The sequence below is a fragment of the Gemmobacter lutimaris genome (assembly GCF_003570715.1).
Lineage (GTDB): Bacteria > Pseudomonadota > Alphaproteobacteria > Rhodobacterales > Rhodobacteraceae > Gemmobacter > Gemmobacter lutimaris.
In genome coordinates this window covers 382952-396137 of sequence record NZ_QXXQ01000001.1, presented here as the reverse complement: position 1 = coordinate 396137, position 13186 = coordinate 382952, and the positions used below count along the sequence as shown (strand labels likewise).

Genomic DNA, 13186 nt, shown 5'->3' with positions numbered 1-13186 from the left:
GCAAAGGAGTGCCCCCATGGACCAGACGCTTGCCCCCGATGCCAGTTCCGCCGCGCAGCACGAGCTGCCGGTCAGTTCGGACGCGCTGATCGCGGCGCTGCGTGCGGCGGGAATTGCCTTTGAAAGCTATGTCCACGCGCCGCTGCGCACGGTCGAGGATGCCAAGCAGGTGCAGCACGCCATGCTGAGCAGCGATGCGGGTGGCTATCACATCAAGAACCTCTATCTGCGCGACCGCAAGAAGCGGAACTATCTGGTGACGGTCGAGCAGGATCGCGCAGTGGATCTGAAGGCGCTGGGCGCGGCGATCGGGGCGCAGAACCCGTCTTTCGGTTCGGCCGACCGGCTGATGGAGCATCTGGGCATCCGCCCCGGCGCGGTCAGCCCGCTGGCCATGGTGACGGGGGCGGAAACCGGGGTGGTGTTGGTGCTGGAACGCGCGCTGATGCAGGCGCGGCAGGTGCATATGCATCCGCTGGTGAATGACCGCACAGTAGCGATGGCCCCGGCCGATCTGCTGCGCTGGCTGGAAAGCCTTGGCGTCACGCCGGTCTGGATCGACTGAGCCTCAGGGCAGCAGCGCGGTCAGCCTGTCCAGCGGGCGGCACAGGGCAGTTCCTTTCGGGCTTTGCACGAAGGGCCGTTCCACAAGCACCGGATGGACCAGCATGGCGGCGAAGATCATCGCATCGTCGGCCTCTGTCAGTCCAAGCTCCGCCACCAGATCACCCTTGCGGCGCAGGGCCTGCGCGGGCGTCAGCCCGGCAGCCTCCAGCAGCGTGTGCAGCTCCGCCTCCGCCCAGCCGGTTTCAAGATAGCGGATCACGCGCGGCTCCACCCCCGCGTCACGGATTGCCTGCAACGCCTTGCGCGAGGTCGAACAGCCGGGATTGTGCCAGATCGTCACGGGAAAATCGGTCTTTGTCATGCGCCGATCCTGTGGGCAGACGGACCTGCCGTCAAGCTGCGCAAAAGGGGGTTGCGATTTGCATTCAGTGAATCGAATATGTCTCTGCGGGAAGGCGAAGATGGCTTGTTGCCGTTGCCGGTTTTCTGTGGCATCACCTTGTGAGCCGAAACTAGACCGACGAGTTTAGCATGACCGATTTCGCCACGCGCCGCACCATGATGGTGGACACGCAGATCCGCCCCTCGGATGTCACGAAATTCCCGATTATCGAGGCCATGCTGACCGTCCCGCGCGAAGCCTATGTGCCGCAGGACCGCCGCGAGGCCGCTTATGTGGGCGAGCATGTCGCCATGGGCGGTGGCCGCGTGCTGATGGAGCCGCGCACCCTAGCCAAGCTGCTGGATGCGCTGGATATTCAGCCGACCGAGACGGTGCTGGATATTGGCTGCGGCCTTGGCTATTCGACCGCCGTCATCGCCCGTATGGCCGAAGCCGTGATCGCGGTGGAAGAGGATGAGACGCTGGTCGCCGAGGCGCAGCGCACGCTGTCGTCGCATGGCGTGGACAATGCCGCCGTGATGGCAGGCAAGCTGGCCGATGGCGCGCCCAAGGCGGGCCCCTATGACGTGATTACCGTGCAGGGCGCCGCCGAGGTGGTCCCCGCCGCGCTGCTGGCGCAGCTGAAAGAGGGCGGGCGCATCGGCTGCCTGTTCATGGAGGGCGCGCTGGGCGTTGCCCGGATCGGCTACAAGATCGATGGCCAGATCACCTGGCGCTATGCTTTCAACGCTTCGGCCCCTGTTCTACCGGGCTTCGCAGCGCGGAGAGCCTTCACACTCTGAACGACCCCGGCAGACGGGCAATAGAACAGGAGCAGGCGATGTTCGGTATGAGGCGGATTCTTGCGACGGCGGCGGTGGCCGTGATGGTGATGGCCCCCGCGGCTCAGTCCGAGACGCTGGCGGATGCGCTGATCGCAGCCTACCGCAACTCGCACCTTCTGGATCAGAACCGCGCGGTCCTGCGGGCGGCTGACGAGGATGTGGCAACGGCGGTTTCCGCGCTACGCCCGGTGGTGGAGTTCACCGCGAATTTCCGCCGCTCGCGGCAGTTCTACGAAAACGCGGGCCAGTCCAGCGGGCTGTTCACAACGGTTCCCGACGAGTCCACCTCGACCACCAATTCGCTGGAACTGTCGTTCCAGTTGCTGCTGGTTGATTTTGGTCGCACGCATTTCGCCATCGAAGCGGCGAAAGAGGCGGTTCTTGCGACCCGCGCCGGTCTGGTCTCGGTGGAACAGCAGGTTTTGCTCAATACCGTCAATGCCTATGTGAACGTGCGTCTGGCACAAGAGATTGTCGAGCTTCGGCAGAACAACAGCCGCGTCATCACGCAGGAACTGCGCGCCTCGCAAGACCGTTTCGATGTGGGCGAGGTGACGCGGACCGATGTGGCGCTGGCGGAATCGCGACTTGCTCAGGCCCGTGCTGCCCTGACGGCGGCCGAAGGTGACCTGATGGTTGCGCGCGAAGCTTACAAGGCCATGACCGGCGCCTATCCGGGTCGTCTTTCGGCGCTGCCCAAGACGCCGAAACTGCCGGGTTCCAAAGATGCGGCCCTTGTCATTGCACGCCGCAATCACCCCGACATGATCCGCGCGCAGCACCTTGTGAAAGGCGCCGATCTGGGGGTGGAAATCGCGAAGGCCAACATGAAACCCACGGTGACACTGGATGCCACCGCCGGGATGTATGAGGGCACCGCCTCGGCCAGCAGCGATTATAACCTTGCGACCGTGGGCATCACCGGAAGGCAGACGCTTTACGCGGGCGGCAAGCTTTCGGCGCTCTATCGCAAGGCCATGGCACAGCGCGAGGCGCAGCGGGCATCGCTGCACAATACCGGGGTGAGCATCGAGCAGAACCTTGGCAATGCCTGGTCCGGGCTGGATGTGGCCGCCGCGCAGATCATGGCCAATAACCGCCAGATCGAGGCGGCCCAGATCGCCTTCGATGGCCTGCGCGAAGAGGCAAAGCTGGGCGCGCGCACCACGCTGGAAGTGCTGGACGCCGAACAGGAACTGCTGGATGCCCGCGCCTCCCGCGTGCAATCCGAGGCGGAGCGGTATTTCGCTGTCTATAATGTGCTGTCGGCCATGGGGCGTCTGACCGTGACCGACCTGAACCTTGGCATCCCGACCTATGACGTGACCGGCTATTACAATGCCGTCAAGGATGCGCCGGCAACCTCGTTCCAGGGCAAGAAACTGGATCGCGTGCTGCAAGCCATCGGCAAGAAGCCGTGACCGCCCCGGAAACGGAAGTTAACCGCAATAACGCCGCCCGCTTGTAAGCGGGCGTGCCTGCGGGTAGTCTGTGGGGAAAGACGAGTAACGGGGCAGGCATGAACGAACCGATGAGTTCCCGCGAAATCGAGGATGTGCTTTCGTCGATTCGTCGGCTTGTCTCCGACGATCTTCGGCCGACCGCACGCCCTGCCACACCGCAACCGCCCACCACCGCCAGCAAACTTCTGTTGACCCCGGCGCTGCGTGTCGTCCCCCGGATGGAAGCCGAAGAGGTTGTGGTGCCGGAAGCTGCGGTCACCAGCCCTGACGGTGACACTTCGGCCTCTCGCCGGATCGAGGATGTGGTTGCCTCGCTTGGGGCTGCCGTAGAACCCGATTCCGCATGGGAGGCCGAAGCTGCCGCGCCCGAATGGGGCGATGCCGCCTGGCCGAGCCTGCCTGAGGTGGTCGAGGTCGATCTGGACAGCGTGGCCGAGGCCGAGGTGCTGGATTTCGTATCAGCCGATCAGGCGCGTCTGGAAGAGGCCTGGCGCGATGGCGCATGGCCGGATGGACCCCATCCCGAGGAGCTGGAGGAGCCTTCCGCCTTGGACGATGCGGAAACGGCCATCGAAAGCGATCCCGCTGCCGCCGATCTGGCCGAGGCTGAGGTGGTGGCGGAACTCAGCCGTGCGGTCGAGGATGAGGTTGCGGAAAAGACAGCCGCCGAACCCGGTCTTTTTGCCCCCGGCGATGCCGATGATTTCGACGAAGAGGCGCTGCGCGAAGTGGTGCGCGACATCATCCGAGAAGAGCTTCAGGGCGCCTTGGGGGAACGCATCACGCGCAACGTGCGCAAGCTGGTGCGGGCCGAGATCAGCCGCGCGATTGCCAGCCGCGATCTTTCCTGAAACCGGACAGACGTAAAAAGCAAAACGCGCGCCAGCGGGCGCGCGTTTGTGTTTCGCGGGGTGTGGGCGGCTCAGGCCGCCTCAGCCTCCAGCTCGGCGGCGTGACGGCGTTCGCTTTCCTCGCGCGACAGCGCGACAGAGGTGCGCACACCTTTCGCCACGAATTCCATGAGGCCCTTCACGACACGTTCGTTCGGGTCGATGCCGGCGCAGGACAGAACCTCGCGCCCGTCGCGCGAACGCGCCCAGCGGGCGATCTGTTCCGGCCCGTTGCCATATTTCTTGTCATCGGCGATCGCATCGTCGAGGGCAGCCAGCACGACAGCCGCAAAGAGCTTGCGGGCGCGTTGCCCCTGCTCATAGTTGAACGCGGTGCCGTCGATGAAATCAGCCATGTCCGTTTTCCTGTTCTTGCTCTTGCGTATTCCGGCGCTCGGGGAATATGACGTTTTCGAGACGATTCGGTATCTCGGGTTTGATATGGCTGCCATGCGTCTACGTCATGGCTGGATGCGCATACCACTAGGTTTTGGGGTCAATCCGGGCGTTTGCAGACGAGATATAGGATGCCCCGACCCGCGTTCAAGAACTGGTCAAACTTTCGCCGATTTTGAAGGGTCGCTGCGCGATCCCGCGCCGAAATCATGTTGCGGCAAAGCTTGTCAATTTTCGCGTTTTATGCGTCCGCCCGCAAAATGGCGTCTCCGGCCTGCAAGGGGCCTGCCAGACGGTCCAGCCGCATCTGGGCCAGCGCCTGACCACCGGATTGCGTAAACAGCCGCCCGGCCTCGCGCCCGTCGGGCATCAGGATCGGCGTTCCAACGGGGGCAGTGCCCGAGATATGCAGGCGAACCAAGCCCTTGCGCAGCTCGGTCTTGTGCTTCATCCGTGCGGTCACTTCTTGCCCGACATAACATCCCTTGCGGAAATCGACGCCATGCAGCCGCTCGAAACCGGCTTCGAGGATCAGCGTCTCGTCGGGGATCAACTCGATCCCGGTTTCGGGAATGATATGCGCCACGCGAATGGCATCCCAGTCCACCGCGGCGTCGGGCAAGGGCGAACCATAGAAGCGCCAGCCGAGCGCGGGGTGGCGCGGATCGGGCAGGGCGCCTTCGGGCGCGTCGCCGATGCCGCGGCTGATGGACAGATCTGGCGCCGCGAAGGCCACATCGGCGCGCAGCCGATACATGGCCAGCCGCCGCATCACCCCGTCAGCAAGGCTTTCCGGCAGGTCCAGCAGTAGCTCCGACCCGGTGTTGACCACGAAGAAATCCGCCAGATACCGCCCCTGCGGCGTCAGCAGTGCCGCATAGACGATGCCGCGCGCCTTCAGCCCCAGCACATCATTGCTGACCAGCCCTTGCAGGAAACTCAGGGTATCGGGGCCGGTCAGACGGATGAGGCGGCGCATGGCTCACTCCTGAAATTGCAGACGGTAGAGATCGGCATAAAGCCCGCCTTTTTCAAGCAGGCTGTCATGCGTGCCTTCCTCGACGACCCGGCCGCGATCCATCACCACGATCTTGTCAGCCGCGCGGACGGTGGCCAGACGATGCGCGATGACCAGCGTGGTGCGGCCGCTGCCCAGACGGCTCAGCGCCTCTGACACGATGGCCTCGGACGCCGCATCCAGCGCCGAGGTCGCCTCGTCCAGCAGCAGCACCGGCGCGTCGGCCACCAGTGCCCGCGCAATGGCCACGCGCTGCCGTTGCCCGCCCGACAGGGCCGAGCCGCGCGGCCCGGCATGGGTATCGGCGCCTTCCGGCAGGGCGCGCAGGAAATCGGCGACATGTGCGGCCTCGAAGGCGCGCTCCAGCCGGTCGGGCGCGATGTCGCGGCCCAGCGTCACATTCTCGCGGATGGTTTCGTCGAACAGCATGGCATCCTGCGAAACCACGGCGAATTGTGCGCGCAGATCGGACAGGCGCATCCCCGCGATGTCACGCCCGTTCAGCGTGATGCTGCCCGATTGCGGCTCGGCCATGCCGGTCAGCAGATGAAAAACCGTGGATTTCCCTGCCCCTGAGGCACCGACAAGGGCGGTCATCTGGCCCGGTTCGGCCGTGAAGCTCAGCCTGCGCAGCACCGGCGTTTCGCCATAGCCGAAGCTGACGTCGGTCAAGGCGATGCCCACCGGCGGGCGGCCGGGTTCCACCTCGCCCGCGCGGGGGCGTTCGGGCGGCGCGGTGTCGAACAGGCGGAAGATACGCTCCAGCGAGGCAGAGGCCACCTGCCACACCCCGGCCTGATCACCGATGCGGCGGATTGGCTGGAAGGTCAGCGCCATGGCGGTGAAGAAGGACATGAATTCGCCCGTCGTGCGCTCGCCCTCGGCGATTTCAGCGCCACCCAGCATCAGCACGGTAAAGAAGCCGATGCCGGTCACCACGTCGATCAGCGCCGGGATGGTGGAGCGGCCAAAGGCGGTGCGCACCTCGGCCCGGACGATGGTGCCGACGATGCGGCGGAAGCGGCCGGTCTGGTATTCCTCCATCCGGTTCAGCTTGATCGCCTGTATGCCGTGAAAGATCTCGTCCAGACGGGTGGCGCGGCTGCCCGCCTGTTCGCGCATCAGCATGGTCTTGCGGCGGATGTAGCGCTGCACCACCACCGCCGGGCCGATCAGTAGCGGCGCCCCCACCAGCGCCGCCAGCGTCCAGTGCACGTCGATCGACAGCGCCACGGCGAACAGTGAAACCAGCGCAATGGTGTCGCGTCCAACCCCGATGATGATGGAGGACCACACCCCCTGCACGGCGGCAGTATCGCCCACCACCCGCTCCATCAGCGCGCCGGGCGGGTTGTCCTGAAAGAACCGGCCCCCAAGCCGCAGCACATGCGCCAGAAGATCCACCTGCATGGCGGTAGAGCTTTTCTGCGCCACCGCCGTCAGCGTGGTTTTCGATGCGACCGAGGTGACGGCGCGGACAAGGAACAGGCCAAGGATGGCAAGGCCGACCCAGATCAGCGCGCCTTGCCCGCCGGGGGCGAAAACCTTGTCGAAAAGCGGCTCCAGCAGCCAGGACAGCGCGCCGAGCGTCGATCCTTCAATCACCATCAGCCCGAAGGCCAGCGCCATCAGCCCCGCATGGGGGCGCAGGTAGCCCGACCAGAGCCTGCCGAACAGGCGGCGCGAGGTGTAACGCGGGTCTTGCGGCGGTCTGGCCAAGGGCGGCTCCTGTCACGGCTGGCCCTTGGGATAGCCCGCGCGGAAGGGCAGGGCAAGCGCGCGCCCGCGTTGACGGCGCCCCTGCGCGGGCGTAGCCATTCGGCAGGACACGCGGAGAAGCAGATGACCCTCGCCAACGGACGCCCCTACCTTGCCATTCCCGGCCCTTCGACCATGCCGGATCGTGTGCTCAATGCGATGCACCGTGCGGCGCCCAATATCTATGCCGGGGCGCTGCCCGAGATGGTGGAAAGCCTCTGGCCCGATCTGCGGCGGCTGGCGGGCACCAAGGCGCATGTGGCGATCTACATCGCCAATGGCCATGGCGCATGGGAGGCGGCGAATGCCAACCTGTTCTCACGCGGGGATCGCGCATTGGTCATAGCTACCGGAACTTTCGGTATTGGGTGGAAAGAAAGTGCCGCGGCGCGGGGCGTTCAGGCTGAATTGTTGGATTTTGGAAAGTCCGCCCCCGCCGATCCGGCCCGGATCGAAGCCGCACTGCGGGCCGATACCGGGCACGGCATCAAGACGGTTCTTGTCACTCATGTCGATACCGCCAGCTCGGTCAAAAACGACATCCCCGCCATCCGCCGTGCCATTGATGCCGCCGGACATCCGGCGCTGCTCGCGGTGGATTGCATCGCCTCGATGGGCTGTGATGCGTTCTTCATGGATGATTGGGGTGTGGATGTGGCGGTGGCGGCCAGCCAGAAGGGCCTCATGGTGCCGCCGGGGCTGGGGCTGCTGTGGTTTTCGGATCGCGCGATGGAGCGGTGCCGGGGCAGCGACCTGCGCACTCCTTACTGGAACTGGACGTCGCGCGCCACTGCGGCCGAGTTCTGGCAATACTGGGCGGGCACCGCGCCGACGCATCACCTGTTCGGTCTGCGCGAAAGCCTGAACATGATCGCCGAAGAAGGGCTGGAGGCGGTCTGGGCACGTCATGCCGCGCTGGCCCGCACAGTCTGGGCCGCGTTTGACGCCTGGGGCGCAGGGCATCCCGAGATCGCGCTGAACGTGGCCGACCCGGCGCATCGCGGTCATTCGGTGACGGCGGCGCGCCTTGGCCCTGCGCCCAACGCCACCCGCCTGCGTGACTGGCTGGAACAGCGTGCGGGTGTCACGCTGGGCATCGGGCTGGGCATGGCGCTGCCGTCAGAGCCTGCCTATCACGGCTTTTTGCGCGTGGCGCATATGGGCCATGTGAACGCGCATATGACGCTGGGTGTGCTGGCGGCGATGGAGGCGGGGATGATCGCGCTGGACATTCCGCACGGGTCTGGTGCGCTGACGGCGGCGGCGCGGGTGGTGGCCGGGGCGGCGGGCGCATGACCCCGCGCCGCGCCATGCCTGCTGATCTGGCACAGGTGCAGGCGGTGGTCGCGGCCGCCTTTGCCCCTTATGTTGCCGTCATCGGCCGCCGCCCGGCGCCGATGGATGCTGATTATGCGACGCTGATTTCCGCCGGGCATGTCTGGCTGATGGAGCACGCCGTCATGGCCTGCTGGCCCGAGGATGGCGCGATGCTGCTGGATGTGCTGGCCGTGGCTCCCGAGGCGCAGGGCCGCGGTCTTGGTGCCCGGCTGGTCGTGCATTGCGAGGCCGAGGCGCATGCGGCGGGGTTGCCCGCCGTCACCCTCTACACCAATGCCGTGATGGAAGGCGCGCTGCGTCTTTATCCCCGCCTCGGGTATACCGAGACGGGGCGGCGGGTGGATCAGGGATTTTCCCGCGTGTTCTTCCGCAAGGCGTTGTGACGTTCGCTCAGGCCAGCAGGATCATGTCATCCCAGGACAGCGAGTCGACCCCGACTAGCTTGGCGACGGTCTGGCGCTCGTAGAAGGTGCCGGCGCCGTCGCGGTCATAGCTGAGCACATGGGTTTTCGTGTTGAAATAGAACCCGATCTCGGTGGGGTTGGCTGCGGTTCCATTGGGCAGCGGGCTGAACACACTCGCGCCGCCGAAGCCCGAAAAGACCAGCCTGTCGCCCTGGCCCGAACGGAAATCGGTGATCGTGTCGCCGCCCTCGTCAAAGACGAAGCGAAAGCTTTCAAGGCGTGAGGTAAAGATGAAGTGATCCGCACCCTTGCCGCCAGACAAGCTATCAGCCCCTTCACCGCCATGAATCCGGTCATTCCCTGTGCCGCCGATCATGCGGTCGCGGCCCGCACCGCCATAAAGCACATCGGTGCCGCTGCCACCGTCCAGCGTGTCATTGCCCGCATCGCCGGTGAGCCAGTCGAAACCCGCGCCCCCCTTGAGCCTGTCGTTGCCATCGCCGCCGGTGAGAAGGTCGTTGCCCGCGCGTCCATCCAGCTTGTCCTTGCCGCCGCGCCCATCCAGGATGTCATCCTTGGTGGTGCCGTTCAGCGTGTTGCCACGCCCGTTGCCCGCGCGCTCGGTGCCGATGGTGGCATCCAGCTTGAAGGCCTGCCCGTCCAGATGCTCCTTTGTCAGTTCGGTTTCCCGTCCGATGGTCCAGCCAAGGAATCCCTGGCCCTGCCGGATGATGCCACCCTCGTTCTTTTCGCCATCGACCACCGAAAGATCGGCGCCATTGTCGGTCAGCAGGAAGCGCCCGGTGCGGGCCGAGCCGTCGCCGTCGAATACCTGACCCAGCCACAGCTTGTTGTCACTGTCGAACCAGCTCAGTGCGAAGGTATTCTGTGCCAGCGCGACGGCCTTGAGATCGGTCCAGCTGTTTTGGCCGTCCTCGTTCAGCACGATGGTCTTGCTGGCCAGCTTACCATTCGCGGCAATGATCCGCGCCTTGTGCGCCCCGCCATCGGCCCCGTCATACCACGTCACGACGGCCCGGCCATTATCCAGCCCCACCGCTTCGGGCAGCAGGACGCCGGTGGCCAGCGTATCGTCGATGGCAATGGCCTTGCCGACGCGTTTGCCGGTGGCGGTGACCTGCTGATAGGTGATCTGCTTGTCGGCGTAATTGATGCCGTTGACCGTTTCGAAGCCGACCTCCTTGTAGAACAGCCCGATGCGTCCGTTGCCCAGCAGCACAGCCGAAGGGGCGACGGGGCTTGCCTCCGCGACCCAGGGGCTGGTGCCGACCGAGTGATCCTCGACCACCAGCTTCGCCTTGCCGGCCGGCGCGCCGCTGGCCTTGAACTTCGTCATCAGGATGCCGGTCGAGATGTCGGTGATGCTGGCGCCCGGCTGGGTGTGGAAGACGGCATAGCTGCCATCCTTCAGCTTCAGCCCGGACCAGTCGGTCGCCGGGTTGATCTCGGGTTGGCCGGGTGTCACCGAATTAGGCTCCAGCCGTGTGCCGCCAACCGGCGAGGGGCCACGATAGGCCTGCGTTGCCAGCGACCAGTTGCCATCATCGCCGTCGATACGGTTGTTGTAGAACATCCCTGTCAACAGGGCACGGCCCTTGGTGCCCGCGACCAGATCGACATATTGAAAGGTGCTGATCGGGGCAAAGCCGCCCGGCGTGGTTTCGACCGAGGATGTCGTGATCGAACCCAGCTTGTCGGTCTTCAGGTTCAGTGTCGCGGTATAAACCACCGAATTGGCGTAGATGCCTGAATCGATCAGGGCGGAGCCGCCGAATGCGAACAGAATCTTGCCGTTCGACAATTGCGTTGCATCAAAGGCCAGCAGGTCAAGATCATCGGGATTCGAGAACCAGGTTTTCACCTTCTCACGGGCCTTGGCCATAAGCGCACTCCACAAATTTCTGTTGCTACAAGGGATTATCCCCCGATGGGTCCGGGCAGTTCTAACGGCGTGATGCCGGTTCGGCCTATCCCCCGAACGGGGGAGCGTTGTGCGTTTTGCCGGATTTTGCGGCGCATTTGCCCTGTGCACCGGGCGCAAAGCCTGCATGAAATGACGGCAGGCTCTGCGCTGCTGCACCGAAATCGCCGGGTTTCGTGCTTCAAAACCGGGCAGCAGGGGCCTAGACTTGGGGAAATTTCAGGGACACGCCGCCAGATCATGCCAGTTCACGCCGCCAGCCGCCGCCCCGTCGTCGGGATCATCGGAAACATGAGCCTGCTGAATGAAAGCTATCCGGTCCATGCCGGGGGCACCATGAATTCCGAGGCGGTGGCGCAGGTGGCCGGATGCCTGCCGCTGATCATCCCGTCAGACCCGCGCCTTGTCTGCGTCGAAGAACTGCTGAATCTCTGCGATGGCTTCCTGCTGACCGGCGGGCGGCCAAATGTCCATCCCAGCGAATATGGCGAGGCGGAAACCCCTGCGCATGGCACCTTTGAACGCGCGCGCGACGCGATCACCCTGCCGCTGATCCGGGCCTGTGTGGACCGGGGTCAGCCCTTTCTGGGTATCTGTCGCGGCTTTCAGGAGGTGAACGTGGCCATGGGCGGCACGCTTTACCCGGAAATCCGTGACCTGCCGGGGCGCATGAACCACCGCATGCCGCCTGACGGCACGCTGGAGGAGAAATTCGCCCTGCGCCATCTGGTGCGTTTTACCCCCGGCGGGGTGTTCGCCCGGCTGATGGGCGCGGAGGAGGTGATGACCAACACGCTGCACGGGCAGGGGATCAACCGTCCCGGCCCGCGCATCGTGATCGACGGGCAGGCGCCCGATGGCACGCCCGAGGCGCTTTATGTGAAAGACGCGCCGGGCTTCACCCTGTCTGTGCAATGGCACCCGGAATGGAATGCCGTGGCTGATCCGGTCTCGCGGCCGCTGTTCGCGGCTTTCGGGCGCGCGGCGGCGGATTGGGCGGGGCGGCTTGCAGGGGCGGCCTGACCACGCGGGAGCGGGGCCAGCGCTCTGTAATCCAGCCCTGAAAGCAGAAGGCGCGGCAATCGCCGCGCCTTTTTCCGTTTCTCGCAGTAGCCCGGTTACGGGCAGGGCTTTTCCGGTGTCGGCATACAGGTCGCGGCCGGTTCCTGCGCGGGTTCTGCGGGCGGCGTGACGACAACGGCCGCCGGCGCCGGGGCAGGCACCGCAGGTTGCGCGGGTGCCACCAGTGCGGCGGGCACTCCACCAAGGGCAGGCGGGTTCAGCGCCGGTGCCGTCATGGTCGGGAAGCCCGGAGCCGGTGCCCCCGGTGCCTTGACCTGCGTTGCCGCGGGTTTCGGTGTCTGCTTCGGTTTCACTGCGGCTTTCTTCGGTTGCGGCGGCGGCAGTTTCAGCGCGGTCGGGCGCGAGCCATCTGCGTTCAGCACCACGACCTTCACACCATTCGGGACACGGTCGTAAAGGTCGATCACATCCTGATTGATCATGCGGAAACAGCCGGACGAGGCATTGCGTCCGATCGACTTCCATTCCGGCGTGCCGTGGATGCGGAATCCGTAATCGACGCCGTTGGTGGTCAGATACAGCGCGCGGGCGCCCAGCGGGTTGGTCGGACCACCCGGCTGGCCATCCTTCCATTTCTCAAGCTGCGGCTTGCGCTCGATCATCTCTTTCGGCGGGGTCCATGTCGGCCAGTGCTTACGATTGGTCACCAGCGCCTCGCCCGCCCACTGGAACCCGTCGGCACCGACCGCGATGCCATAGCGCATCGCCTTGCCCGGCGCGGTCACCAGATGCAGTGTCTTGTTCGTCGGGTTGATGATGATCGTGCCGACCGGATCATTGGTCGGGAAATCCACCAGCTGCCGCTTGAACTGCGCGGGGATCTTGTCTTCCGGCACGGCGGGCACGGTAAAAGCGCCGTCCTGCCGCGCGACATAGCTGTTCACGAAGTCTTCGGGAACAGGCTGTTTCACCACCGGCTCGGGCGACTTGGTCGCCTCGGTGACGGCTGGCTGCACGCAGGCCCCGAGGGAGCCCACAAGCATCCCGCCAAGAACCAGAGCCAGAACATTACGCAGCATCAATTTCTCCCAGCGAATCCGAACGGACGGAACCCGTTAACCCGATATACAACTTCCACTGATATTGCAGGGTTCCGTCGC

Annotated in this window: 13 protein-coding genes; 7 read left to right on the top strand and 6 right to left on the bottom strand. The window is 65.1% G+C overall.

The genetic code is table 11. The features are described 5' to 3' along the window. Positions 1–16 precede the first annotated feature (16 nt). Positions 17–565, top strand: coding sequence for a prolyl-tRNA synthetase associated domain-containing protein (locus D2N39_RS01800; protein WP_119133075.1), 549 nt, complete (start codon positions 17–19; stop codon positions 563–565). Between the two features lie 3 nt (positions 566–568). Here the strand turns inward: D2N39_RS01800 and arsC are convergent, their stop codons facing one another. Continuing rightward, positions 569–928 (bottom strand): arsenate reductase (glutaredoxin), encoded by a 360-nt coding sequence (gene arsC, locus D2N39_RS01795; RefSeq protein ID WP_119133074.1) that lies wholly within the window; start codon positions 926–928, stop codon positions 569–571. Positions 929–1098: 170 nt separating this feature from the next. Here arsC and D2N39_RS01790 point away from each other — a divergent pair, with 170 nt between their 5' ends. From D2N39_RS01790 to D2N39_RS01780, 3 genes are all read left to right on the top strand, one after another. Next, the gene (locus D2N39_RS01790; protein ID WP_119133073.1) at positions 1099–1752 is read left to right on the top strand and encodes a protein-L-isoaspartate O-methyltransferase family protein; all 654 of its coding nucleotides are present in this window, start codon (positions 1099–1101) and stop codon (positions 1750–1752) included. Between the two features lie 47 nt (positions 1753–1799). Next, positions 1800–3215 (top strand): TolC family outer membrane protein, encoded by a 1416-nt coding sequence (locus tag D2N39_RS01785; RefSeq protein WP_119133333.1) that lies wholly within the window; start codon positions 1800–1802, stop codon positions 3213–3215. Between the two features lie 110 nt (positions 3216–3325). Then, entirely contained in the window at positions 3326–4108 is a 783-nt protein-coding gene (locus D2N39_RS01780) for a hypothetical protein (protein ID WP_147373426.1), read from the top strand. 71 nt (positions 4109–4179) lie between these two features. Here the strand turns inward: D2N39_RS01780 and D2N39_RS01775 are convergent, their stop codons facing one another. The 3 genes from D2N39_RS01775 to D2N39_RS01765 form a co-directional block, all read right to left on the bottom strand. Then, entirely contained in the window at positions 4180–4503 is a 324-nt protein-coding gene (locus D2N39_RS01775) for a DUF6280 family protein (RefSeq protein ID WP_054300712.1), read from the bottom strand. Positions 4504–4784: 281 nt separating this feature from the next. Then, entirely contained in the window at positions 4785–5522 is a 738-nt protein-coding gene (gene ygfZ, locus D2N39_RS01770; protein WP_119133071.1) for a CAF17-like 4Fe-4S cluster assembly/insertion protein YgfZ, read from the bottom strand. 3 nt (positions 5523–5525) lie between these two features. Further along, the gene (locus D2N39_RS01765; RefSeq protein WP_119133070.1) at positions 5526–7280 is read right to left on the bottom strand and encodes an ABC transporter ATP-binding protein; all 1755 of its coding nucleotides are present in this window, start codon (positions 7278–7280) and stop codon (positions 5526–5528) included. Between the two features lie 123 nt (positions 7281–7403). On the opposite strand from D2N39_RS01765, the gene D2N39_RS01760 reads away from it, so the two are divergent. Further along, positions 7404–8615 (top strand): pyridoxal-phosphate-dependent aminotransferase family protein, encoded by a 1212-nt coding sequence (locus D2N39_RS01760; protein WP_119133069.1) that lies wholly within the window; start codon positions 7404–7406, stop codon positions 8613–8615. Further along, positions 8612–9040, top strand: a complete 429-nt coding sequence (locus tag D2N39_RS01755; RefSeq protein ID WP_119133068.1) for a GNAT family N-acetyltransferase — start codon at positions 8612–8614, stop codon at positions 9038–9040. The genes D2N39_RS01760 and D2N39_RS01755 overlap by 4 nt, the downstream gene beginning before the upstream one ends. A gap of 7 nt (positions 9041–9047) precedes the next feature. Here the strand turns inward: D2N39_RS01755 and D2N39_RS01750 are convergent, their stop codons facing one another. Further along, positions 9048–10964: a calcium-binding protein gene (locus D2N39_RS01750; RefSeq protein ID WP_158589757.1), complete on the bottom strand. Its 1917-nt coding sequence runs from the start codon at positions 10962–10964 to the stop codon at positions 9048–9050. Between the two features lie 279 nt (positions 10965–11243). Between D2N39_RS01750 and D2N39_RS01745 the strand changes: the two genes are divergently transcribed. Next, a complete protein-coding gene (locus D2N39_RS01745) occupies positions 11244–12026 on the top strand; it encodes a gamma-glutamyl-gamma-aminobutyrate hydrolase family protein (RefSeq protein WP_119133066.1) in 783 nt (260 codons plus the stop codon). Between the two features lie 95 nt (positions 12027–12121). Here the strand turns inward: D2N39_RS01745 and D2N39_RS01740 are convergent, their stop codons facing one another. Beyond that, entirely contained in the window at positions 12122–13105 is a 984-nt protein-coding gene (locus tag D2N39_RS01740; protein WP_233557026.1) for a L,D-transpeptidase, read from the bottom strand. Positions 13106–13186: the final 81 nt, after the last annotated feature.

Coding starts and splice junctions, on each gene's coding strand:
- D2N39_RS01785 (WP_119133333.1), top strand. CDS start 1,800: ATGAGGCGGATTCTTGCGACGGCGGCGGTGGCCGTGATGGTGATGGCC.
- D2N39_RS01790 (WP_119133073.1), top strand. CDS start 1,099: ATGACCGATTTCGCCACGCGCCGCACCATGATGGTGGACACGCAGATC.
- D2N39_RS01750 (WP_158589757.1), bottom strand. CDS start 10,964: ATGGCCAAGGCCCGTGAGAAGGTGAAAACCTGGTTCTCGAATCCCGAT.
- D2N39_RS01775 (WP_054300712.1), bottom strand. CDS start 4,503: ATGGCTGATTTCATCGACGGCACCGCGTTCAACTATGAGCAGGGGCAA.
- ygfZ (WP_119133071.1), bottom strand. CDS start 5,522: ATGCGCCGCCTCATCCGTCTGACCGGCCCCGATACCCTGAGTTTCCTG.
- D2N39_RS01745 (WP_119133066.1), top strand. CDS start 11,244: ATGCCAGTTCACGCCGCCAGCCGCCGCCCCGTCGTCGGGATCATCGGA.
- D2N39_RS01780 (WP_147373426.1), top strand. CDS start 3,326: ATGAGTTCCCGCGAAATCGAGGATGTGCTTTCGTCGATTCGTCGGCTT.
- arsC (WP_119133074.1), bottom strand. CDS start 928: ATGACAAAGACCGATTTTCCCGTGACGATCTGGCACAATCCCGGCTGT.
- D2N39_RS01760 (WP_119133069.1), top strand. CDS start 7,404: ATGACCCTCGCCAACGGACGCCCCTACCTTGCCATTCCCGGCCCTTCG.
- D2N39_RS01740 (WP_233557026.1), bottom strand. CDS start 13,105: ATGCTGCGTAATGTTCTGGCTCTGGTTCTTGGCGGGATGCTTGTGGGC.
- D2N39_RS01755 (WP_119133068.1), top strand. CDS start 8,612: ATGACCCCGCGCCGCGCCATGCCTGCTGATCTGGCACAGGTGCAGGCG.
- D2N39_RS01800 (WP_119133075.1), top strand. CDS start 17: ATGGACCAGACGCTTGCCCCCGATGCCAGTTCCGCCGCGCAGCACGAG.